23 protein-coding genes are annotated in these 22,809 nt (G+C 71.5%); 16 read left to right on the forward strand and 7 right to left on the reverse strand.

What is annotated here, in order from left to right:
• Positions 1-66: 66 nt before the first annotated feature.
• The 11 genes from IEZ31_RS40350 to IEZ31_RS40400 all read left to right on the forward strand — a co-directional run bounded on the left by IEZ31_RS40350 (position 67) and on the right by IEZ31_RS40400 (position 10,845).
• The gene (locus tag IEZ31_RS40350; protein ID WP_190255390.1) at positions 67-816 is read left to right on the forward strand and encodes an IclR family transcriptional regulator; all 750 of its coding nucleotides are present in this window, start codon (positions 67-69) and stop codon (positions 814-816) included.
• A gap of 124 nt (positions 817-940) precedes the next feature.
• On the forward strand, positions 941-1,963 hold the full coding sequence (locus tag IEZ31_RS40355; protein WP_190255391.1) for a cupin domain-containing protein: 1,023 nt from the start codon (positions 941-943) through the stop codon (positions 1,961-1,963).
• A gap of 29 nt (positions 1,964-1,992) precedes the next feature.
• Positions 1,993-3,225 (forward strand): FAD-dependent monooxygenase, encoded by a 1,233-nt coding sequence (locus tag IEZ31_RS40360; RefSeq protein ID WP_190255392.1) that lies wholly within the window; start codon positions 1,993-1,995, stop codon positions 3,223-3,225.
• Positions 3,222-3,659 carry a type II 3-dehydroquinate dehydratase gene (locus IEZ31_RS40365; RefSeq protein ID WP_190255393.1) on the forward strand — a complete coding sequence of 146 codons (438 nt, stop codon included), beginning with the start codon at positions 3,222-3,224 and terminating at the stop codon, positions 3,657-3,659. The genes IEZ31_RS40360 and IEZ31_RS40365 overlap by 4 nt, the downstream gene beginning before the upstream one ends.
• Positions 3,660-3,683: 24 nt before the next feature.
• On the forward strand, positions 3,684-5,501 hold the full coding sequence (locus IEZ31_RS40370; protein WP_190255394.1) for an ABC transporter permease: 1,818 nt from the start codon (positions 3,684-3,686) through the stop codon (positions 5,499-5,501).
• A 2-nt stretch (positions 5,502-5,503) separates the two neighbouring features.
• Positions 5,504-6,634, forward strand: a complete 1,131-nt coding sequence (locus tag IEZ31_RS40375; protein ID WP_190255395.1) for an ABC transporter ATP-binding protein — start codon at positions 5,504-5,506, stop codon at positions 6,632-6,634.
• A gap of 28 nt (positions 6,635-6,662) precedes the next feature.
• The gene (locus IEZ31_RS40380) at positions 6,663-7,760 is read left to right on the forward strand and encodes an ABC transporter substrate-binding protein (RefSeq protein WP_190255396.1); all 1,098 of its coding nucleotides are present in this window, start codon (positions 6,663-6,665) and stop codon (positions 7,758-7,760) included.
• 52 nt (positions 7,761-7,812) lie between these two features.
• A complete protein-coding gene (locus IEZ31_RS40385) occupies positions 7,813-8,682 on the forward strand; it encodes a fumarylacetoacetate hydrolase family protein (RefSeq protein ID WP_190255397.1) in 870 nt (289 codons plus the stop codon).
• On the forward strand, positions 8,679-9,170 hold the full coding sequence (locus IEZ31_RS40390) for a MarR family winged helix-turn-helix transcriptional regulator (RefSeq protein ID WP_190255398.1): 492 nt from the start codon (positions 8,679-8,681) through the stop codon (positions 9,168-9,170). Before IEZ31_RS40385 ends, IEZ31_RS40390 begins: the two co-directional genes overlap by 4 nt.
• Positions 9,167-10,165, forward strand: a complete 999-nt coding sequence (locus tag IEZ31_RS40395) for a substrate-binding domain-containing protein (protein ID WP_190255399.1) — start codon at positions 9,167-9,169, stop codon at positions 10,163-10,165. Before IEZ31_RS40390 ends, IEZ31_RS40395 begins: the two co-directional genes overlap by 4 nt.
• Positions 10,166-10,176: 11 nt before the next feature.
• The gene (locus tag IEZ31_RS40400) at positions 10,177-10,845 is read left to right on the forward strand and encodes a dienelactone hydrolase family protein (protein ID WP_190255400.1); all 669 of its coding nucleotides are present in this window, start codon (positions 10,177-10,179) and stop codon (positions 10,843-10,845) included.
• 198 nt (positions 10,846-11,043) lie between these two features.
• On the opposite strand, the gene IEZ31_RS40405 is transcribed toward IEZ31_RS40400, so the two are convergent.
• Positions 11,044-11,313: a hypothetical protein gene (locus IEZ31_RS40405; protein ID WP_190255401.1), complete on the reverse strand. Its 270-nt coding sequence runs from the start codon at positions 11,311-11,313 to the stop codon at positions 11,044-11,046.
• Positions 11,314-11,571: 258 nt separating this feature from the next.
• Between IEZ31_RS40405 and IEZ31_RS40410 the strand changes: the two genes are divergently transcribed.
• Complete coding sequence (locus IEZ31_RS40410) at positions 11,572-11,850, forward strand: winged helix-turn-helix domain-containing protein (protein ID WP_190255402.1); 279 nt, start codon at positions 11,572-11,574, stop codon at positions 11,848-11,850.
• Positions 11,851-11,970: 120 nt separating this feature from the next.
• Here IEZ31_RS40410 and IEZ31_RS40415 read toward each other — a convergent pair whose 3' ends face one another.
• Complete coding sequence (locus tag IEZ31_RS40415) at positions 11,971-12,444, reverse strand: nitroreductase/quinone reductase family protein (protein ID WP_190255403.1); 474 nt, start codon at positions 12,442-12,444, stop codon at positions 11,971-11,973.
• A 62-nt stretch (positions 12,445-12,506) separates the two neighbouring features.
• A complete protein-coding gene (locus tag IEZ31_RS40420; RefSeq protein WP_190255404.1) occupies positions 12,507-12,983 on the reverse strand; it encodes a MarR family winged helix-turn-helix transcriptional regulator in 477 nt (158 codons plus the stop codon).
• Between the two features lie 117 nt (positions 12,984-13,100).
• Here IEZ31_RS40420 and IEZ31_RS40425 point away from each other — a divergent pair, with 117 nt between their 5' ends.
• Both IEZ31_RS40425 and IEZ31_RS40430 read left to right on the forward strand, forming a co-directional pair.
• Positions 13,101-13,517, forward strand: coding sequence for a PPOX class F420-dependent oxidoreductase (locus IEZ31_RS40425; protein ID WP_190255405.1), 417 nt, complete (start codon positions 13,101-13,103; stop codon positions 13,515-13,517).
• 182 nt (positions 13,518-13,699) lie between these two features.
• Positions 13,700-14,872 carry an MFS transporter gene (locus IEZ31_RS40430; RefSeq protein ID WP_190255406.1) on the forward strand — a complete coding sequence of 391 codons (1,173 nt, stop codon included), beginning with the start codon at positions 13,700-13,702 and terminating at the stop codon, positions 14,870-14,872.
• A gap of 72 nt (positions 14,873-14,944) precedes the next feature.
• On the opposite strand, the gene IEZ31_RS40435 is transcribed toward IEZ31_RS40430, so the two are convergent.
• Entirely contained in the window at positions 14,945-15,694 is a 750-nt protein-coding gene (locus IEZ31_RS40435) for a TetR/AcrR family transcriptional regulator (RefSeq protein WP_190255407.1), read from the reverse strand.
• A gap of 115 nt (positions 15,695-15,809) precedes the next feature.
• Positions 15,810-18,401, reverse strand: coding sequence for a rifamycin-inactivating phosphotransferase (rph, locus tag IEZ31_RS40440; RefSeq protein WP_190255408.1), 2,592 nt, complete (start codon positions 18,399-18,401; stop codon positions 15,810-15,812).
• 176 nt (positions 18,402-18,577) lie between these two features.
• Between rph and IEZ31_RS40445 the strand changes: the two genes are divergently transcribed.
• Positions 18,578-19,534 (forward strand): SpnB-like Rossmann fold domain-containing protein, encoded by a 957-nt coding sequence (locus IEZ31_RS40445; protein WP_190255409.1) that lies wholly within the window; start codon positions 18,578-18,580, stop codon positions 19,532-19,534.
• A gap of 63 nt (positions 19,535-19,597) precedes the next feature.
• The gene (locus tag IEZ31_RS40450) at positions 19,598-21,757 is read left to right on the forward strand and encodes a TIGR03086 family metal-binding protein (RefSeq protein ID WP_190255410.1); all 2,160 of its coding nucleotides are present in this window, start codon (positions 19,598-19,600) and stop codon (positions 21,755-21,757) included.
• A gap of 72 nt (positions 21,758-21,829) precedes the next feature.
• On the opposite strand, the gene IEZ31_RS40455 is transcribed toward IEZ31_RS40450, so the two are convergent.
• Positions 21,830-22,066, reverse strand: a complete 237-nt coding sequence (locus tag IEZ31_RS40455) for a hypothetical protein (RefSeq protein ID WP_190255411.1) — start codon at positions 22,064-22,066, stop codon at positions 21,830-21,832.
• Between the two features lie 70 nt (positions 22,067-22,136).
• Entirely contained in the window at positions 22,137-22,745 is a 609-nt protein-coding gene (locus IEZ31_RS40460; protein ID WP_190255412.1) for a TetR/AcrR family transcriptional regulator C-terminal domain-containing protein, read from the reverse strand.
• Between the last annotated feature and the right edge of the window lie 64 nt (positions 22,746-22,809).

Below are 22,809 nucleotides of genomic sequence, written 5' to 3' on the forward strand. Positions count from 1 at the left end.
CGAACCGTACGGAACCCCGGCGTGAGCGGTCTACGCTTCCCTTCCACTCAGTGGAAGGACAGCGAAATGGCCGGACGGGTGTCGACGCCTGGCGCGTCGGTGGTGTCGCGTGTGTTCGCCGTGCTCGGCGCGTTCGACGAACGTCACCGTGGCCTCACGCTGTCCGAGCTGTCGCGGCGGGCCGGTCTGCCCCTGGCCACGACGCATCGGCTCGCGGCCGAACTGGTCGGGCTGGGTGTGCTCGCCCGGCACGAGTCGGGCCGGTACGTGGTGGGGCGGCGGATCTGGAGCCTCGGGCTGCTCGCTCCGGTGCAGACCGGGCTGCGGGAGCTCGCCTCGCCGTTCCTGCACGACATCTTCGCCGCCACCCGGGCCACCGTGCACCTCGCCGTGCGGGAGGGGACCGAGGTGCTGTACCTGGAACGGCTGCGGGGCAGCGAGTCGGTGCCGATCGTCAGCCGGGCCGGCGGGCGGCTGCCGCTGCACAGCACCGGCGTCGGCAAGGTCCTGCTCGCCCACGCACCTGAGCAGGTCAGGTCCGAGGTGCTGGCGTCGCTGCGCCGGATCACGCCGTACACCGTTGTGCGTCCCGAGGTGCTCTCGGCGCAGCTGGAGCGGGTCCGGCGCGACGGGTACGCCACGACAGCCGACGAGATGACCCTCGGCGCCAGTTCGGTGGCCGTGCCGGTGCTGCGGGGCGCCGAGGTGGTGGCGGCCCTGGGCATCGTGGTGCCGGAACTCCGTCGCGACCGGCAGCGCCTCGTCGCCGGCCTGCGGGTGGCCGCCCAGGGGATCGGCCGCGTGCTCGCCGGCTGAGGTCGGCCACCGGCGGTTGCCGGTGTTACGGGACGTCGGCTCTTGACACACTCCGGAAACGATGGTTGCCTTCCGTGCACGGAAGTTCCGTACACGGACTAATTCGAGAGGCGGGTGGCGACCGGTGGAGTCCACCGCACGTGACCAGCGGTTCTACCAACGGCTGGCCGAGGTTGCCGTGGCGCCGCTGTGGCGGATCCCCGGCACGACCGATCCCGAGCCGGTCGTCGACGAGGTGCCCCACCTGTGGCGCTGGCGAGAGCTCGCCCCGCTGCTGTTCGAGGCCGCCGAGGTCATGGACCTGGGGGAGGAGGCCGAGCGGCGGGCGCTGAACGCGTACAACCCCAGCCGGAAGTTCGGCACCACCCACAACCTCGTCGCCGGCTACCAGCTCGTGCTGCCCGGCGAGGAGGCGCCGACCCATCGGCACACGCCGGGCGCCATCCGGTTCATGCTCTCCGGCAGCGGCCACACGGTCGTGGACGGCGAGCCGGTCCTGATGGAGCCCGGCGACCTGGTCCTCACCCCGAGCCTGACGTGGCACGACCACCGGCACGTGGGCGACGAGCCGATGATCTGGCTCGACGGGCTGGACGTGCCGTTCGTCAAGGCCATGCGCGCCGGATTCTACGAGGACTACCCTGGTCGGGAGCTGCAGGCGTTGCTCACGTCCGAGGGCGACTCGGTCCGGCGGTACGGCGCGGGTCTCGCCCCGGCCAACGACCCGTGGGCCAAGCCGTACTCGCCGCTGATGAACTACAAGTGGTCCACCGCGTACGAGGCGCTACGGCGGCTCGCCGAGGCGGGCGCGGACCCGCACGAGGCCGTCCGGCTGGAGTACGTCAATCCGGTCACCGGCGGCCACGTACTCCCGACGATGGCGTGCTACCTGCAGCTCCTCGTGGCCGGAACGGCGACCCGAGGGCTGCGGCACACCTCGAGCACCGTCTTCTGCGTCGTTCGCGGCTCCGGTCACAGCGTCATCGGTGGCAAGCGGTTCGACTGGGAGACCAACGACTTCTTCGCCGTCCCGTCCTGGACCTGGTACGAGCACGCCGCCGATCCGGGGGAAGAGGTCGTCCTGTTCTCCATGAGCGACCGGCCGATGTTGGAGCCGTTCGCCTTGTACCGCGAGCAGCGCGCCTGATGCCGGCTTTCATCGAAGGAGTTTGAGGAATGCACGATCGGATCCTGATCGTCGGTGGCGGTATCGGCGGCGTCGCGACCGCGCTGGCCTGCGCCCGCAAGGGCATCGCCGTGCGGGTGTTGGAGCGGGCGCCGGTCATCGCCGAGGTCGGCGCGGGGCTGCAGGTCGGCCCCAACGCGTGGCGCGCCTTGACCAGCCTCGGCGTCATCGGCCGCCTGGAGCGCAGCGCCGTGCTGCCCCGCCGCGCGGTCATGCTCGACGTGACGACCGGCGAGGAGATCACCTCGCTCGACTTCGGTCCCGGGTTCGTCAGCCGCTACGGCGCCCCGTACGCGGTCATGCACCGCGGTGACCTGCTCACCGCGCTGATCGAGGAGTGCAAGGCCACCGGCCTGGTCACGCTGGAACCGGCCAAGGAGGTGGTCGACCTGACGCAGACCGCCGCCGCCGCGACCGTCCGTTGCGCGGACGGCTCGACGCACCGGGCCGCGGCCGTCGTCGGCGCCGACGGGCTGCGCTCGACGGTGCGTCGCTTCCTGCTCGGCGAGGAGGCGCCGCTGGTGTCGCGCTACGTCGTCTACCGCGGCACGATTCCCCGGCCGGCGCACGCCGAGGACGCCGTCATGCTGTGGGTCGGCGACAAGATCCACTACATCCAGTACCCGGTCCGGGGCGGCCAGGTGCTCAACCAGGTGGCGTCGTTCGCCAGCGACCGGGGTGACCCCGGCGCCGACGACTGGGGCACGCCGGAGGAGCTGGCCGAGCGGTTCGCCGGCGTCTGCGAGTACGTCCGGGACGGCATGCGCTCGCTGGACACGGCGAAGCGGTGGCTGCTGCACGACCGGCGACCGGCCGCGGGCTGGGCACAGGGCCGTGTGGTGCTGCTCGGCGACGCGGCGCACCCGATGCAGCAGTACCTCGCCCAGGGAGCATGCCAGGCCCTGGAGGACGCGGTCGCGCTCGGGGAGGCCGTGGCCGCGTCACCGGACGACCTGCCCGGCGCGCTGCAGAAGTTCGAGGCGGTGCGCTATCCGCGTGCGGCCGCGGTCCAGCAGGTCACCCGCTACTTCGGGGAGATCTGCCACCTGGGCGGTGTGCCCGGCACGTTGCGCAACCACGTCCTCGGCGCGCGGACCGCCACCGACTACGGGCACGTCGACTGGCTCTACCGCGCACACAGCGACGACGCCGTGCCGGCGCTGCCGCAGTTGCCGGCGCACCTGAATCTCTACCCGCACGAGCTGGCTCGGGAGATCCGATGAAGTACCTCGTCATGCAGGGGCCGAACCTCAACCGCCTCGGCCGGCGCGACCCTCGACGGTACGGCCACCACACGCTCGCCGACATCGAGGCCGACGTCGACGCGGTCGCGCAGGAGCTCGGCGTCACCGTCGAGCACTTCCAGTCCAACCACGAGGGGTTCCTGGTCGACTGGCTGCAGGAGCGGCAGGACGACCTCGACGGCGGGGTGATCGTGAACCCGGGCGCCCTGTGCCTCTACGGCTGGTCGCTGCGCAAGGCGTTGTGCGACACCGAGCTGCCCGTCGCCGTCGTGCACATCTCGCAGCTCCACGCGTACGAGCCGGTGCCCAAGCTCGACATCTTCGCCGACATGGCCGCCGTCTACATCGCGGGCGCCGGCTGGAAGGGCTACAGGTACGCCCTCGAAGCCCTGCACGCCAAGTCACGGCCGTGACACCGATCCCGAGGTGACCCGACGATGCCATCCCTGCTCCGGCTGCGCGGCACCGCCGGCACAGCCTCCCTGCTTGCGTTCGTAGGCCTGCTCTACGTGCTGCCGATCATCATGATCGTGTACGGCGCGTTCCGCACCGCCGCTCCCGGGCTGCCCGGCGAGTGGAGCATGGACGGGTTCCTCGAAGCGTTCTCCGACGCGCGCACCTATTCGACACTCGGCAATTCGCTGTGGCTGGCCATGGCCACCGGCATCGGCGCGACGTCGCTCGCGGTGGTGTTCGCGTGGATCGTGTCGCGCACCAACGCCGGCCTGCGCCGGATGGTGACGCCGCTGATGGTGGTCGTGCTCGCCATGCCGCCGCTGTTCTTCTCCCTGAGCTGGAACCTGCTCGGGACGCCGAAGTTCGGGCTGATCAACCAACTCCTCGGCGCGATCGGCCTGCCGGACACGCTGCTGTCGGTCGGCGGCCGGTGGGGCACCTGGTTCGTGCTCTGCCTGAAGATCTGCGGACTCGGCTACTTCATCCTCATCGGGCCGTTCCTGGCGATGGACCGCCGGCTGGAGGAGGCGTCCCTGGTCGCCGGCGGCAGCCGGCTGGCCACCTTCGTGCGGATCAACGTGCCGATGATGGCTCCGGCCGTGCTCGGCGCGTTCATCATCAACTTCATCATCGGCCTGATCGCGTTCGACGTGCCGCTCATCATCGGCAAGCCGAGCGGGTTCCAGGTCCTTGCCACGCAGATCTACGCGTTCGTTACCAACGACACCCCACCCGACTACGCGGCGGCGAGCGCACTGGCGATGGTCTTCATCCTCGCCGTCGTCGTCCTCGTGGCCATCAAGTGGCGGCTGCTCGACCGGCGGCAGTTCACCACGCTGTCCGGCAAGGGGGCCCGCCCCGAGCCGTGGGACATCGGGAGGTGGCGGTGGCTGTGCAACAGTTTCGTCCTGGCGTACGCCGTCCTGGCTGTGGCGCTGCCCACCGTGCAGATCGTCCTCGGATCGCTCCAGCCGCTGTTCGGTGTACAGCGGGGGTACTCGCTGGACAACTACCGCGCGCTGCTCGCGGACCCGACGGTGGCACCCGCCCTGTGGAACACCGCGCAGCTCGCGTTCTTCGGCGGCCTGCTGGCGGTGGCGATCTCGCTGCTGCTCGGCATCGTGGGCCGGCACGCCTCGGTGGGCCTGCGCCGCACGCTGGAGCTGGCGACCTGGCTGCCGTGGGCGGCGCACGGCATCATCCTGGGCCTCGCGCTGGTGTGGGCCTTCCTCACGGTGCCGTTCCTGAAACCGCTGTTCGGCACGGTCTGGATCGTGCTCCTCGGCCTGGTCATCGCCTCGACCCCGCTGGCCAGCCGCACCACCGACGCGGCACTGGCCCAGGTCGGCCGGGAACTGGAGGAGTCGGCCCGGGTGTCGGGCGCGTCCGCGCTGCGCACCGCGGTCGGCATCGTGACCCGGCTCATCCTGCCGGCCTGCGTCGCGGCCTGGGTGATCACGGCGATCCAGATCGCCGGCAACCTCGAGGTGCCGGTCCTGCTGTCGCTGCCCACCAACGAGACCGTCGCGGTGATGGTCTACCAGCTCAACACGCGGGGCGAGACGGTACAGGCAGCGGCACTGTTCTGCCTCGTCCTCGGCGCCGCCGCGCTCGGCGCGCTGCTGCTGGCGGTCGGCTCGGGCCTGCGGCGGCTGCTGCGCCGCCGCCGGCTCGCGCCGCCCCCGCCGATCGTCGCGGAGTCCCTCCCCGCCGCGGCGCGCCGTCCCGCGCCGGGATTCGTGGCCGCCGCCCGAGCCAACTCCAAGAGCCGCACCGACCTCCTGTTGGGAGATGAGTAGCCATGGCCGCTGTCACCATTCGCGGTCTGACCAAGCGATACGGCGACGTCACCGTTGTCGACGAGTTGGACCTGGACGTCGCCGAGGGCGAGTTCCTGACACTGCTGGGGCCGAGCGGCTGCGGCAAGACCACCACACTGCGCTGCGTGGCCGGCCTTGAACGGCCGGACGGGGGAGAGATCCGCATCGGCGGCCGGGTGATCGTCTCGTCCGCCGGGGGCCAGTTCGTGCCGCCCGAGAAGCGCGACGCCGGCATGGTGTTCCAGAGCTACGCCCTGTGGCCCCACATGACCGTCCACAACAACGTGGCCTATCCGCTGCGGATGCGCCGCCGTTCCAAGGCGGAGATTCCCGGACTGGTCCGAGCGGCGCTCGCCATGGTCGGCCTCGACCACCTTGCCGGCCGGTCGGTCAGCGCGCTCTCCGGAGGGCAGCAGCAGCGGGTCGCGCTCGCCCGTGCGCTCGTGGCCCAGCCTTCGCTGCTGCTGTTCGACGAACCACTGTCCAATCTGGACGCGAAGCTGCGCACGACGATGCGTACGGAGCTGCACGCCCTGCACAAGCGGGTCGGCACGACATCGATCTACGTGACGCACGACCAGATCGAGGCGCTGACGCTCAGCGACCGCATCGTCGTCATGCACGAAGGCAAGATTCATCAGGTCGGCACGCCCGAGGAGATCTACACCCACCCGGCGGACCGGTTCGTCGCCGACTTCATCGGGTTCGAGAACTTCCTGACCGCGACCGTCGTCGACACGAGCGGCGCCGCCGCCGTCGTCCAGGCCGACGGGTTCCCGAGCGTGCTCGTCGCGCGCGGCGGGTCCGCCGCACACCGTGCAGGGGACCGCGTCACCCTGACCGTACGCGCCAACACGATCACCCTGCTGGCGCCGGCCGACGGACCGGCCCACGCCATCCCGGCCGAGGTCACCGCCGTCGCCTACCTGGGTGACCAGGTGGAGTACCTGCTGGCCGTGGGCCCACACGCGCTGAAGGTCCGGATGGCGACGCCCACCGGACAGGCCCTGCCCCGATGGAAGGAAGGCGACCGGGTGGTCGCGGTCATCCAGCAGGAAGCACTGCTCGTCGTGGGATCCCCCGCCCCCGCCCCCAGCCCGCAGCGTTCCTGAATCACACCCCCGAAGGAGCCCCCAGACCATGAGACTCAGCAGCCTCACCGCCTGCCTCGCCGCCTCGTTGGCCCTCGCCACCGCAGGCTGCGGCGCCAGCGCCACGCCGGGCGACGCCGCCGGCGACCCCGACGCGCTCGGCGGCATCGCCGTCCAGCGGCAACTCGACGACCTCTACGCCGACGCGAAGAAGGCAGGGGAGACCCAGGTCGTGGTGTACGGGCCGGGTCAGGAGTTCTACGAGCCGGCGTACAGGGTCTTCATGCGGCGCTACCCGGCCATCAAAGTGGTGTCGGAGTCGATCTTCGGCGAGAAGCTGAACACCCGCCTCGATCAGGAGTTCGCCAGCGGGAAGCACGTCGGATCGGTGCAGACCCATGGCGGGTCGGGCACCGCCGCGGCGGTGAAGGCCGGCCGGTGTGAGGGTTACCAGCCGTTCACGGCCGGCTATCTGACGCCGGACCAGGTCGGGCCGGGTAACACCTACCACGCGTTCGTCCACTTCGGAGTCGGTATCGAGTACAACAGCGACAAGCTCACGGCCGATCAGGCGCCCAAGGGCTGGCAGGAGCTGGCCGACCCGAAGTGGAAGGGACGCCTCGCCGCGGTCGACCCGGCGATCGTCGGCGCCACGGCACTCATGATCTCCAACCTGATGACGGAGCAGAAGCTGGACGAGGCGTGGGTGCGCGGCACGCTCGCCAACAAGCCGCTCATCGTCGACACGGCAGCGCTGGCCGAGCAGGCGGTCGCCCGCGGCGAACGGGACGTCATGCTCGTCAACAACACCGGGGTGTTCACGACCAGCAAGAAGAAGAACCTGCCGGTGGCGTTCGTGTTCCCGACGGCCGAGGGCGCCCGCCTCGACACGATGTACGCCTGCCTGCTCAAGGGCGGGCCGAACCCCAACGCGACGAAGCTGTTCACCAACTGGCTGTTCACCGCCGAGGCGCAGGCCGAGCTGGCCAAGACCGGCGTGTTCGGCACCCGGCCCGGCACCGCCGCCCCGCCCGGGTTCCCGACCCTCGACGCCATCAAGGACAAGATCATTCCGCAGATCCCCGTGGACCAGCAGGGTCCCGAGGCCCAGAAGACGGTCGGCCTGATCAAGCAGATCCAGGGCTGAGCATGACCCGCGCGATCAAGGCCGGTACGGCCGGGATGAGAGAGGAGTAGCGGTGCGGTTTGGGGTGTTCGGGGACGACCGGTTGGCTGTGGTTGCCGGGGCGGACGCGGTCGACGTCACGGACCTGCTCGAGTTGGGCCCGGTCGGGCCGCAGGGTCCGCTGCAGCGACTGCTGGAGCGACCCTACGAGCCGGGCGAGCTGGCGCCGGAGCGGCTGGCGGGCCTTCGCCGGTGGCCGATCGCCGATCTGGACTGGCGCGCCCCGCTGCCGCGGCCGGGCAAAATCATCGGGGCGCCCGCGAACTATGTTGAACACGTCGACGAGATGCCCGACGCCCACACCATCCTGGACTGGGGGGTGTTCCTGAAGGCCGGCTCGTCGGTGACCGGCCCGGACACCGACGTCCGGCTGCCGTATCTGGACAAGCGCACCGACCAGGAGGGCGAGTTGGGGGTCGTGATCGGCCGTACCGCCCGGGACGTCCCGATCGACGATGCCCTCGGCTACGTGTTCGGCTACACGTGCGTGCTGGACATCACGGTCCGCTCGACCGAGGACAGGTCGACCCGCAAGTCGTTCGACACGTTCACCCCGCTGGGACCGTGGGTCACCACCGCCGACGAGGTGGGGGACCCCGCCGATCTGCAGCTGCGCTGCTGGGTCAACGACGAGCTGCGTCAGGACGCGGCGACGAAGAAGATGATATTCGGCGTGCCGGAGCTGGTCGCCTATGCCAGCTCCGTCATGACGCTGTGGCCCGGCGACGTCATCGCGACCGGCACGCCGGCGGGCGTCGGGCCGCTGCGTCACGGCGACACGGTCGCCGTCGAGATCGATCGGGTCGGCCGGCTCCAGGTCGGCGTGAGTTCAGTCGGGGCCGTCGCGTACGCGGACCGGCCCGGTCACGGAGGTAAGCGATGAACACAGTGCCGTCGAACACTCCGCAGGCGGTCGAGACCGACATGTACCGGCAGCCGGGTCACCTCATCCGGCGGGCGCAGCAGGTCCACAACTGGCTGTGGACGGCCGACGTGTCGAACGAGGTCACGTCGACGCAGTTCGCCGTGCTCAGCGCGATCGCCTCGACACCGCAGACCGACCAGAACTCGCTGTCCCGGCAGGTGTCGCTGGACACCTCCACGGTCGGCGACGTGGTCAACCGGCTGCTGGAGCGCGGGTACGTCGTCCGCAGCCGCGACCCTGACGACCGGCGGCGCAACGTGCTCTCGCTCACCGAGGAGGGCGACCGGCTGCACGCCGTGATCTCGGTCGCGGCGAGCCGGATGACCGACCGGCTCGTCGAGTGCCTCAGCGAACAGGACCGGGACGACCTGGTCCGGATTCTCCAGACGCTGGTGGAGGCCGGCGAGGCGCTGCGGAACACCGTGGAGGGTGGGGGCCGGCGATGAGCAGGATCTCGGTGACGCTGGCGTGCGGCGACTACGACCGCACCGAGGCGTTGCGCACCGGCGCCGTGCGCCCCGAGGGCGTCGACCTGACCTACCTCGCGCTGCCGCCCGAGGAGGTCTTCTACCGGATGCTGCGGTATCGCGAGTTCGACGCCGCGGAGCTGTCGCTGTCGTCGTACGTGCTGAACCTGACGCGCACGGCCGACTTCGTGGCGATTCCGGTGTTCCCGTCGCGGACCTTCCGGCACAACGGGATCTACGTCAACGCCGCCGCGGGCATCGCGGAGCCCGCCGACCTCGTGGGCCGGCTGGTGGGCGTCCCGGAGTACCAGATGACCGCCGCCGTCTTCATCCGTGGCGTGCTCGCCGAACGGCACGGTGTGCCCGTGGCGGCCGTGCGGTACCGCACCGGCGGGCTGCACGAGCCCGGCCGCTCGGAGAAGCTGCCCCTGCCGGCCCGGGTCGCGGAGCTGGGCATCGAGGTGGAGCCGATCGGGCCCCGCCGGACCCTCGCCGCCATGCTCGTGGCCGGTGAGATCGACGCCCTCTACAGTGCGCGGATGCCGCTGCCCTTCGCGCACGGCGATCCGTCCGTCCGCCGGCTCTTCGGCGACCCGCGACGGGTGGAAGAGTCGTACTTCGCGGACACCGGGGTCTTCCCGATCATGCATACGGTCGTGCTGCGCCGCGACGTCTACGAGCGACGGCCGTGGCTGGCGCGCTCGCTCTACAAGGCGTTCGACGAGGCGCGGCAGCAGGCGACGCGCATGATCGGCGAGACCAACGCGCTGCGCTACTCGCTGCCCTGGCTGTACGACGAGGTCGAGCGCACCCGGGCCGCGATGGGGCGGGACTTCTGGCCGTACGGCGTCGACGCCAACGACGTCACCCTGCGGACGTTCCTGCGCTACTCGTACGAGCAGGGCCTCACCGACCGTCAGTGGGAGCCGGCGGAACTCTTCGCTCCCGAGGCGCTCGAAGCATTCATCGTCTAGGAGGATTCGGAGTGCGGATCACGCTGCCCTCGGGGACGCCGGCGATCCTGGCCCGGCCACGGCCGGAGCCGCCGGCGGGGTTCGAGCACGGGCTCGTCCTGCTCCCCGACGTGTTCGGGCTACGCCCGCTCTACGACGACCTGTGCGGACAGTTGTCGCAGCGCTGGGGAACGGTCGTGTGCGCGCCGGAGCCGTTCCCGGGTCGCGATCTCCCGCCCGACGTGCCGGCACGGCTGGCCGCCTCGCGCGAGATCCCGGACGCCGACCGGCTGCGCGACATCGCCGAGGCGGCCGACGCCACCGGTTGCACCCGGCTGTCGCTCATCGGTTTCTGCCAGGGCGGGACGTATGCGTACCATGCCTCGCAGCTCGACCGCTTCGCCCGGCTGGTGGCGTTCTACGGCCCCGTGCGGCCGCCGGAGGCCGGGCTCGGGCCGGGCCAGGCGCGGGTGCTGGACACCCTCGCCGAGGGCCGGCCCGGGCGCGTCCTGGCCCTCCTCGGCGGGCGCGATCCGTTGGTACCGGAGGACGACGCCGCGGCACTGGAGCACGCCGGGGTGACCGTCGTGCGCTATCCACAGGCCGGGCACGGCTTCGCGCACGACCCGGACCGGCCGACCCACCGGGCCGCCGACGCAGCCGACGCCTGGCACCGCTGCGGGGATTGGTTGAGGCTGTGAGGTGCTCCCAACCCGATGGGGCGCCGCTTGGGACCCGCCCGACGGCCGACCCGAGGATCGCCGGATGCGATGAACGTCGCGCCTCCAGTCCGACGAACGGCCTTCGGGCGGTAGTCAGCCGGCGCGGGCCCTCCAGCGCCGTACACGCCCGCACCGCGGCCGCCGGCGGCCGCGGTGCGGGCAAGAGCTCAGCTCCGTCTACAACGGTCGTAGGCCCGCCTGGACGAGTAGGTCGTCGACCGCGGGTGCCAAACGCTCCGCCTCCAGCAGCGGCACCGTCACACGGTCGCTGCCGCGGCGAATCTCCACCCACGGCGACAGAGCCCCGGGCGGTTGCGCGAGCCGCAGCACGGTGATGCCAACCACCTCAGGCCGTGAACGGTGCGCCCCGACGGCGTGGGCGTTGAACGGCTGCCGATCTGCGGTGCAAGCTGCGCCGACACACCAGTCCGGATGGTCGTCAGACACGGCACCTCCAATGCGAGGTAAGGCGGCCACTCGGCGCCATCGCGTGGTGAAGGTTCGGAGGGCCGTCATGCGAACCGGGGTCGGCGCGGGGACCTCAGGGCAAGACGGGCCGCGCCGGCCCCTCGGGGGCAACCCTGGCGCCAACCCGGGAAGCCGTAGTAGCAAAGTAGCCCGGGTAACCCGGGTAAGTCTAGGGCTCTTGGACCGGTGTCTGCGGGCGTGGTGTACTCGACGAGCCAACCTGGGAGTCGTTCCATCATGCCTGTCGAGCCGTTCCGTCCTGAATATCAGCGTGTCGCCGACGACCTGCGCGAGCAGATCCGATCCGGCCAGTTGATGCCGGGCGACAAGTTGCCGACGAAGAGACAGCTCGCAGCCCACTACGGCGTCGGGGAGACCTCCATCGACAACGCGATGCTGCTGTTGCGCGCCGAGCATTGGGTGCGCGGTCATCAAGGACGGGGCGTCTTCGTCGCCGACGAGCCCCCAGCCGGCAACGGCGGCCCCGAACCCGAGGTCTGGCCCGGCCAGACATGAGCGGACGGTTCAGTCGGCCTCTCGTGCTGCGCCACGGCTGGCAACTGAGCTCACAACGGCTCGGTTGCGGTGATTCGGTGGAGAGTGAGCGGGCGCGGCTCGTTGCCCGGTTCACAAGACCTACTGGTCGATGGTGACCTGACGGGTGAGGCGGATGATGGGCAGTTCGCGATCGGTCTTGCGCTGGTACTGACCGAATCTGGGCGCGGCGGCGGTGATCTGCTGCCACGCCTGCTCGCGCTGCGCGCCGTGGAGCTGCTCGGCCGTCACGGCGATGGTGTCGCCGTCGACCTCGATGCGGACGTTGTCGGGGTGGGCGGCGAGGTTGTAGTACCAGGCGGGGTTGTCGACGGCGCCGTTCGCTGAGGCGACGATGAGCCAGCTGCCGTCGGGTCCGGGGAACCAGCCGACCGGGTTGGTCCGCTCGGCGCCGCTGCGGCGGCCGACGGTGGTGAGGACGAGGGCGTTGAAGCCCATCATCCGGCCGCCGCCCGAGCGGCGCATCCGTCTGGTCATCAGCCCGTTCACCCAGCGCAGGAACCGGCCGTTGGGTTGACGGCTGCCGCGCGTCCCGCGGCGAGTGTCGAAGGTCATGGGGTCGTGTCTCCCGGGCTGTGTGGTCGGGATGGTGCGATGTGGGCCAGGCGACGGCCCGGTCAGCAGGCGCCGCTCCGGTGCGCGGTCCGCGGCGCGGGGCCACGGCGATCCGTGCTGTCGTCGAGGAGGCGCTCGAGCAGTGGCGCCAGCGTCCGCCGCTCGGCAGCGGTCAGGCGGCGGAGGATCATGTTGCGTTCGGCGACCGCCTCGGAGATCTTGTCCCGGACGGCGACGCCGGCGTCGGTGAGCGCGAGCAGCTTGACCCGGCGGTCTTCGCCCGGGACGCGGGTGATGAGGCCGCGCTGCTCCAGCTGGTCGGCCAGGTTGGTGATGTAGGAGCGGTCGCAGGCGAGGTGCTCGGCGAGGTCCCGCATGGGCGCCGGGTTGGTGAGCAGCACGATGGCCCGCGCGAGGTGCACGGGCAGGCCGAATGACGCCACCGTGGCGGCGAAGTCGGCTTTCGCCTGCTCGGCGATGTCGATCAGCATCTGCGCGAGCCGGCCGGCCTCGGCGAAGCGGGCCTCCCGGTCGGTCATACCTCCCACATTACTACACCGACTCAATAGTTGACTAACTCACGTATTGCGCTACAGTGGCAGACGCGACCACCGTGGCTACACCGATGACCCGACGCTGGCCTGACTGGGGGAGCCATGGGATTCACCGACGAAGAGATCGCCTACATTCGATCCCAGCCACTGGCCCGCATCGCCACGGTCGCCGACGACGGCCAGCCCGACGTCGTTCCCGTCGGTTTCGAGTTCGACGGCAAACACTTCTACATCGGAGGCTTCGACCCGGCCAAAGCGCGGCGGACGAAGAACGTCCGGGCCGGAAACACCAAGGTCGCCCTCGTCATCGACGACCTGGCCTCGACGCAGCCATGGTCGCCGCGCTACCTGCGCGTCTACGGCACGGCCGACCTCGTCGAGCGCGGCACCCGCTTCGGCCGCATCCCGGTCATGAAGATCACGCCGCTCGTCTCATGGAGCATCAACCTGGCCGGCCAGGCCCTCCGCGACGGCAACCGCACCCCACACAAGACCGTGCACGGAACGGGTGACGAGTAGCGGCCTGGTCGAACGGCGCGCAGCCGACCCGAGCCGAGGTGGCTGTCATCGTGCGCCACCGCGCCGCGGTCGTCCTCGCGGCCAGCCTCGTCTTGACCCGACGGCGGTTGTCGTATTCGCCCCGCGCCGATCGTCATACGGGTGGGCCACGTCCGGGCCCGCGTCGAGACCGGGGGGCACACATGACCGTCAGCGAGTGGCGCACCGCGCGCGGGGCCGCGGCGCGGATGGCGCCGGGGCGGTGGCCCGTCACCGCGGTGTTCTTCCTCAACGGGCTCACGCTGTCGACGTACATTGTGCGGGGACCCTCGCTCAAGCACGCCCACCGGCTGACCGACGGGGAGTTCGGGCTCACCGGCCTGCTGTTCGCGCTGGCCGCGCTGGCCTGCATGCAGCTCGTCGGGCCGTTGGTGGCCCGGTTGGGCGCCCGGGCGGTGCTGCGGGTCACCCTCGCCGTCATGCCGCTGTTGCTGGCGGGCGTCGCCGTGGCGCCCGGCCCGTGGTGGTTCGCCGCCGGCGTGACCCTGCTCGGCGCGGTTCACGGCACCACTGACGTGGCGATGAACGCGAGCGCGGTCGTCGTCGAGCGATGGGCCGGGCGGCCGGTCCTCAACGGCTGCCACGCGGCGTGGAGCGTCAGCGCGGTCCTCGCTTCGGCGTCCACTGCCGCACTGGCCCACGCCGGCGTCACCCACGCCGCGCACCTCGTTGTCTCGGGGGCTGCGCTGCTGGTCGCCGGCCTGGCGCTCGGCCGCTGGCTGCCGGAGACCGGCCGGACCGGCGACGAGACCGGCGCGCGGTCCGGCGACGCGGGCGGCTGGACCCCGGCCTTGCTTGTGCTCGGCCTGACCGCGACTGCGGTCATGATCTGCGAGGGCGGTGTGCTCGGCTGGGGCGGCATCTTCCTGCACGACGAGCGGCATGCCACGCTGGCCCTGGCCGCGGCCGCGATCACCGCCTACACGGGCGGCCAGACGCTGGGCCGGCTCACCGGCGACCGGCTCACCGCCCGCTGGGGCGGCAATGCGCTGTTCCGCCTCGGCGCCGCGATCGCGGCTGCCGGCTTCGCGGCGGCCGTGCTGGCACCGCACCCCGCTGCGGCGCTGGCCGGCTTCGGCGTGGCCGGGCTGGGGTCCTCGGTGCTGATCCCGCTGACGTACAGCGCTGTCGGCCGGCTGCCGGGCGCCCCGACGGCGATGCTGGTGTCACGGCTGACCACGTTCACCTACGCCGGGATTCTGCTCGGCCCCGCCCTGATCGGCTGGACCGCCGATCGGATCGGCCTCGCGACCACCATGACCGCCATCGTGCCGCTGCTGCTCCTCGTCGCCCTGATGCCCCGCCCGCGCTCCTGACCGGCGCCCGCGCCGGGCGCGAGCGACCGCGCAGCGGTACGCCCCCGTGACCGCGGGTGGGCCGCGCCGTCCTCACCCACCGGCGGCGAACCGGGCGCTGAGGCCGTCGAGGAGGGCGGCGAGGCCGCGGTGGAACTGCTCCTCGACGCCCTGGTCGTCGTCGCGGACCGGGGGTGCGTTGTCGTCGGGGGTGGTGCGCTGGATCAGCAGTTCGGCGGTGTGCGGGAACTCGCCGGTCTCCAGCAGGGTGTTGGTGAGGGCGAAGACCTGTTCGACCAGGTCCGGGTCGCCGGCCTCCGACTCGGCGCGCTTGCGGGTGCCCACCGTGATGAGGACGTTGCCGAACACGTAGGCGTTGACCGCGGTGAGCAGGTCGAACTTCTGGGCCCGGGTCAAGCGGCTGTCGCCGACCGCGGCCAGGTACTGCTCCAGGGCGCGGATCGCGTTCGGCCCCGGCTGGGCCTCCTGCATCGCGCCGACCGCCCACGGATGGCGCACGAGCGCGGCCCGGATCCGGCCGGCGATCAGGGTCACAGCGTCGCGCCAGGCGGCCGGCAGCTCGCCGGCCGGGACGAGGATCTCGGCCATGATGGCGTCGTGCATGAGGGCGACCAGGTCGTCCTTGGTGCGCACGTAGTTGTAGAGCGTCATCGTGGCGGCGCCGAGAGCGGAGGCGACGTCGCGCATGGAGACGGCGTCGAAGCCCTCGGTGTCGGCGATCTCCAGCGCGGCGGCGGCGATCATCTCGCGGCTGAACCGGGGCTTGCGGATGCTCGGCTCCGCCCGGGCCCAGATCAGGCCGTTGTCTGGGTTCCTCGCCATAGGTGCAGCGTAGCGTGCAGCGGTAAAGGGCCCGGAGGCTCTTCACCGCCGCGTCGCGGAAGGGGCGCGGAAGGGGCGCGGAAGGGTCGGGAGGCCCTTCGCCGACGTGCCGCGCCTACGGCAGCAGCTCGATGTACCCGTCCGAGCCGTGCACGCGGATCTGCTGCTTGTCCCGGATCAGGGTGGTGGCGTTCTCGACGCCGACGACGGCCGGCAGGCCGTACTCGCGGGCGACCACCGCGCCGTGGGTCATGAGGCCGCCGACCTCCGTCACGAGGCCCGCGATCACGACGAACGCGGGGGCCCAACTGGGGTCGGTGAAGGTGGTGACCAGGATGTCGCCCGTTTCGAGGTCGGCGTCGGCGATGTCGAGGATGACGCGGGCCCGCCCCTCGATGGTGCCGGCGGAGACGGGCAGGCCGGCCAGTGCGCCGTCCGGCAGGTCGTCGCGCCGGTAGGTGCCGGTGACTACCTCGCCGTCGGAGGTGAGGACCCGGGGCGGGGTGAGCGCCTGGTAGGACCGGAAGGCGTCCCTCCGGGAGCGGATGAGCGCGGCGTCCGCCTGTCCGGCATGCACGACCTCGTGGAGCTCGGTGAGCGAGAGGAAGTAGATGTCGTCCTTCTCGCGGAGCACCCCGGCGGCCACGAGGCGGTCGGCCTCCTCCAGCAGCGCCTGCTTGTAGGCGATGTACCGGCCGACCATGTGGTACTTCGGGTATTCCCGGTAGCCGACGAAGGTCCGGACGCGGTCGATCATCGCCTTGGCCTCTTCGGCCTTCTGCTCCCCGTCCGGCAGGTCCTGCAGGCGCTCCAGGAGCTCCTGCTCCTTCTCGCGGGCCTTCCGCAGGCCCTGCTCGAAGCGCTGCGCGCCGACGTCGCCCGGCTCGATGCTCTTGACGTTGGCGAGGATCATCGGCACGAGCGAGGTGGGGCGTTCGATCCAGCGGGGCCGGGTGATGTCGATCTCGCCGACGCAGCGCATGCCGTACTTGTCGAGGTAGCCGGCGATGGCGTCGCGGGCCTCGGTGCCGCCGGCGACCGTGGGCAGCTTGTCCAGGTAGCCCTCGTCCTCGACGTGCTCCAGGAAGTCGACCACCTCCGGGTACGGGCGGATCGCGTCGGCGACGTCCAGCAGGGCCAGGCCCATCTCGGAGGTTACGTTGCCGGGCGCGGACTGGGTGAGCGCGTCGGCCGCGTTCTTCTCGCCCAGCAGGGTCTGCATCTGGTCGTTGAGCCACCAGGTGGCCCCCATCGCCGCGTTGATCACCTGCAGGCTGTGCGGGTCGAGCAGGAACGCCGCCAGCTCCTTGACGTCGGCGAGGATGAAGTCGAGCAGCTCCGTGCCGGACTTGGTGCTGATCTCGCGCTGCACCCTGGCGAGGGACGCCTCGCTGCGCGCGATCAGGTCCGCGACGATGGCCGGGTCGGTCGGGATCTGCTCCGGCGGGCCGCTGAACGCCATCCCGCCCGGGGCCTGCTCCGGCAGGACCGGCAGGAAGCCGTCGCGTTCCAGGATGATCCGCAGCGCGTCGCCGATCAACGGGTCGGACCGTCCCAGGGCCTCCTGGAAGGCGGCGCCGCCGGGTGAGGCCAGCACGTAGGTGATGTCGGCGAACAGCCGGCCACCGGCCTCGGACAGGGGGCCGGGCGTCGTGAGCTGCCAGATCGACAGGCCCAGGGGCTTCATGGGGTCGGTCATCATCTGCTGGTGGCCGACGGAGAAGTAGACGTGGTTGTCCTGGTCGGCGACCGCGGGGATCGGGAACAGCGTGGTGATCGGGCGGCTCTGGACGACCTGGAACGCGTCGTCGGCCAGGCACCATTCGATGTCCTGGGGGGAGCCGAAGTGCGCCTCGATCTGCCGGCCGAGCGCGGCGAGCCGCACGATCTGCTCGTCGCTGAGCGCGGGCTGCTGTTGCAGCTCCGGCGCGATCTCCTGCTCCCGCGTCCCGCCGTCGGGCGCGGCGTGGATGGCACGCTGCTTGGTGCCGATCTCCTTGAGGGTGACCTGCCCGGCACGCACCTTGTAGACGTCCGGGTTGACCAGGCCGCCGACGAGGGCCTCGCCGAGGCCGAAGCTGGCGTCGATGGAGACGACCTTGCGGTCGGACGTCACCGGGTCGGCGGTGAACAGGATGCCGGCCGCCTGCGGGAAGACCATCTGCTGCACGACGACGGCCATGTGGACCCGCCCGGTGAAGCCGTTGTGCAGGCGGTAGGTGACGGCCCGCTCGGTGAACAGCGAGGCCCAGCACCGGCTGATGTGCCGCAGCACCTCGGCCGGCCCGACGATGTTGAGGTACGAGTCCTGCTGTCCGGCGAAGGAGGCGGTCGGCAGGTCCTCGGCCGTCGCGCTGGAGCGCACGGCATAGGCCGTCCCCGCATCGGACCGGGCGAGCGCCGCGGTGACCGCCTCCGCCAGGTCGCCGGGGATGGCGATGCCCTCGATGGTGCGGCGGATCTCGGCGCTGAGCGTGCGGATCGCGTCGCGGTCGTCCGGCTTGAGCCGTGACAGCCGGCGGAGCTGGTCGTCGATCGACGGGGCGTCCGCCAGGACCCGCTGGTAGGCGGCCGTCGTCACGCAGAAGCCGGCGGGCACGCGGACGCCTGCGATCCGCGAGAGCTCCGCCAGGTGCGCGCCCTTGCCGCCGGCGATCTCGAGGCTGGTCTTGTCGATCTCGTGGAACTCCAGTACATAGCCGCTCATCCGCTCGCCACTCCTGTTCGGGTTCCGTGCCTGGTCGCGAGATCTCCGGGCGCCATCATCTGCCGGGGCCGGGCCGGCCGGTACCCGTAACGGCCCCTATGCCCGGTCGGGGCGCCCGGCCGGCCATTGCCAGCGCACAGCGTTCGGCGCACGATCGTTCGTCTATGGAGAAGTGGATGCCCGTGCTGGTGGGCGAGGACCGGTTCGGCCTGGGCCTGCGGCCCGCGGTCCACGCGCTGCGGGACGTGCCCGCGGGGGCGGACGCGGTGGTGTGCGCCGGCGCCGACGTCGAGCGCAACGGCGCCGGCGATGTCAACACGGCGGTGTGGCGGGTGCTGAAGCTGATCCGCGGCTGGATGTCGCGCGGGGACGGCGCCGGCCGGCTCGCGGTGGTGACGCGCGGCGCGGTCGTGGCCTCGACGGGCGAACGGCCGGCCGACCTGGCGGGCGCCGTGGTCTGGGGCCTGGTCCGGTCGGTGCAGGCGGAACATCCGGGGCGGGTGACCCTCGTCGACCTCGACGCGGAGTCCGACCTCGACGCGGAGTCCGGCCGCGACGCCGGGGTCGGCCGCGACGCCGGGTTCGGCAGCGACGTGTCCGCGCTCCTGAGCACCGTCGGGGACGAGGCGCGGGCGGCGATCCGCGGCGGGCGCGTGCTGGCGCCGGCGGGCGACGACGGCGGGATCCCGGATGCGCCGGGATCGGTACTGGTCTCCGGCGCGCTGGACGCGGCCGGCCGGGCTGTCGCCGGGACCCTGGTGCGCGTGCACGGCGTCCGGGAACTCCTCGTGGTCACGCCGTCGGCGGTGGGCGCACCGCAGCGGCTGGCGTGGCTGGAAGACCTGGCGGGCCTCGGCGTGCGCGTGCGGATGCTCGAAGCGGCCGCGGGGGATCGTGGACGGGCGCGGCTGGCCGGGGCACTGGCCGCGGTCCCGATCCGCGGTGTGCTCCACCTGGTGGAGGCCGCCACCGGTGACGGGCGGCTCGACGCGCTCTCGCTGACGCGCCCGCAACTGGACCGCGCCCTGCGGGAACCGGTCGCCGTCGCGCGGGTGCTGCGCGAGCTGACCGCGGGCCGGCCGCTCACCGAACTCGTGGCGTGTGCGCCGCCGGGCACCCCTATCCATACGTGAACCCCCGTGAGCAGCCCCTATTCTGCGCCGAATCCGGGCCGGACCGCTGTTAGCGTGCGGGCCATGACGACCTCAGGCGCTGCTTCCGCTGCGTTGGAAGCGTTCCATCGATCGGGTACGGGTGAGGCACGTCGGGAGGCGTTCCGCACGCTGGTGGCGACGGTCTGGCAAGAGGGCGCACGCACGGACGAGGCCGGGACGCTGGCCCCGACCCTGGTGCGGGCGCTCACCGCCGAAGACGCCGAAGACGCCGCGGACACCGGCTTCAACGGCCATCATGCCATCCTGCTGGGCCTGCTGCTGGAGGCCAAGCGGCCCGAGGCCGAGGCCGACACCGCCGACCCGCTCGCCGCGGCCGCGCTCGCCGGCCTCGACGGCTACCTCGCGAAGCTCGCCGCCGCAGACGAGCCGCTCACCTATGCCCTGGTATACCTGCTGGGCCACCTGGCCGCCGGCCGCGAGCGGATTCTCGCGGACGCCGCCGTGCAGGCGCTGGAGGAGGACGACCTCAGCCGTCTGACGCGCTGCCTGGCCCCCTGCGACCCCAACGACGAGATCGGGGTGCTGCGGCTGGGCCGCTGCTTCCCGTCCCCGGCCGCGTGGACCGTCGACGACGACGAGCTGCGCGAGATCGGCGGCTGGGTGCGGTGGGCGAACCTGACCGACGACGTCCTGCCCGTGCTGTGGCAGGGCGAGACCAACACGCTGCTCGGCTACAGCGGCGCGAAGGCGCTGTGGTCCGTCGAGCACGGCCCGATCGGGGAGACGCCCGAGCACGTCGTCGCGCACGACGTCGTGGACGCGCCGATCACCGCCGACCCCGACGGCTTCGGAGCGCTGGGCCGCTACCTGCCGATGCTGCGCTGCACCGCCTGCCACGGCCCGCTGGCCGGCGGCCAGGACGCGCTGGACTGCGGGCAGTGCGGGGCGTCCTATCCGGTCAAGGACGGCTTCGTCGACATCATCGGCGGCGAGGACGCCATCGAGGACCCGCTGATGGCCCGCTTCCACGAGAAGTGGCTGCGGCCCGCCTTCATGCGGCTGATCGGCGGCAACTGGGCCGGCGAAATCACCTTCGCCGACGAGAACCGCTGGGTGACCGAGTTCATGACCCCGGCCGACGGGCCCATCGTCGACCTCGGCCCCGGCGCCGGCATCACCACCAAGACGATCTCGGAGAAGTACGGCGTGGAGCGGCTGATCGCCGTGGACACGTCCGCCTCGATGCTCGCCCGGCTGTCGCGGCGCGTGCCCGGTGCGGCGTCGGTGCGCGCCAACGCCGTGGACATGCCTTTCCCGGACGGTACCGTGGGCGCGCTCAACTCCTGGAACATGCTGCACTATTTTGAGGACAAGGCAGCGGTACTGCATGAGATCGGCCGGATCCTGCAGCCGGGCGGCTCGTTCACGCTGATGGACCTCGTCCCGGACCCGGACCACCTCGCGCGGTACTTCCAGGGGCGCATGGGCGAGACGGTGGTGCGCAAGCTGTTCGGCCCCACCGAGATCGGCGAGTGGCTGGGCAAGGCGGGCATGACCATCGAGGACATCTCCCTGCCGGGCGGCAACTTCATGATCCTGCGCGCAGTGCGCACGCAGGAGCCGCTGCCGGAGCCGCCGGCGGTCGCCGAGGACGGGCTGGTGCGGCCGGAGGTGCTGGTCCTGCGGGGCCTGGACGTCTTCAACGCCATGGTGCGACAGCTCGGCGACGAGGACTGGCGGCGGCCCTCACCGTGCACCGGCTGGACGGCGAGGGACGTCCTCGGCCACCTGGGGCACTGCATGGAGTTCAGCCTGCAGCTGCTGCACGGCGAGCAGCCCGCCTGGGAGCCGCCGGTGCCGCCCGGCGCGATGGTCGAGGGCGATCCGGTGGCGTGGTGGGACGGCATCGCGACCCGCCTGCGCGGCTTCGTCGAGGAGACGAATCTGGCGCGTGAGGTCGCCACCGACAAGGGCACGAGCAACCTCGCCGCGGGCCTGAGCTTCCCGGCCATCGACCTCTACGTCCACGGCTGGGACATCGCCAAGAGTGCCGGGCTCGACCTGGAGATCCCGGCCGACGTCATCGCGTTCACGCACTCGGTCGTCGACCCGCTGCCGTACGAGCGGGTCCGTGGCCCGCGGCACTTCGGCGACGAGCTGCCGGTGCCCGAGGGTGCGACCGAGGCCGAGAAGTTCCTCGCGTTCGTCGGCCGCGACGCGGCCTGGCGGGCTCAGCAGTAGGTCCCGGTAGGTCCGGTCTCCCGCTGACGACCGGGACGCTCGATCGCCCCGGTCGTCAGACGGGTTCCACGATCACTCCGCGCCGAAGAAGCGGGCGATCATGTTCTGCCAGCCCGGCAGGACGCGGCGCTTGCGCTCGGCGTCGTGCAGGCCGTGGCCGCCTTTGTGGTTGAGCTTCTCGTGGTGTCGCCGGTGCTGCCAGCCGTTGCCCTGGTGGCGTCGCCCGCGCGTCGAGTCGTGCTCGGGAACGCCGGGGATCGCGTGGGTCAGCCGGTGCAGAACCCCGTCCTGCGGCTCCTTGGCGCTCATTGCTGCCTCCTGAGATTGAACGTACGATGTACGTCTAAATAAAACATACGGCGTACGTCCTGTCAAGGGCTCATGCCGTGTCGTAGCCCTCGACGATGACCTCCAGGCAGTCCCGGAACAGGTCGTCGACGGTCCGGCCCGCCTGGAAGTACTCCGTGATCCCGGCGATCAGCACCGGATGCGCGGCCGTGAACGCGGGCAGGTCGAACCCGTCCGCCTCCGGTCGCGGCGCCTGCTCCTCCAGCACATGGCCGATGGTGAACCGCTGCACGGTCAGCACCAGCAGGCGCGCCCGGCGCAGCGGCAGGCCCCGCTCGGTCAGCGTGCGGATCGCAAGCTCCGAGATCGCCGCCATCCGCAACGACAGCTGTGACGCCGAGATGACCCGGGCCCCGTCGGGGTGCGCGAGCAGCGCCCGGCGCAGCCGCCCGGCCAGGCCCATCAGCCAGTCCTGCCAGCGCTCCTGCGGCCCGGGCGGCTCCAGCACGGTGAACTCCCGCTCGAGGATCGCCTCGGCGATCGCGGTGACCAGCGCGGCCTTGTTCGCCACATGCCAGTAGAGCGTCGGCGCCCGCACGCCGAGCCGGCTCGCGAGCCGGCGCAGCGTCACGCCTTCGAGGCCGTCGGCGTCGAGCAGCGCGACGGCCTCGGTGACAACTTGTTCCCGATCCAGGGGCAAGGCGGTACCTCCCAAATCACTCTATCAGTGTTAGAGTGACGGCGATCACTGTCAACAAGAGTTC

It is taken from the genome of Dactylosporangium sucinum, assembly GCF_014647515.1.
GTDB lineage: Bacteria > Actinomycetota > Actinomycetes > Mycobacteriales > Micromonosporaceae > Dactylosporangium > Dactylosporangium sucinum.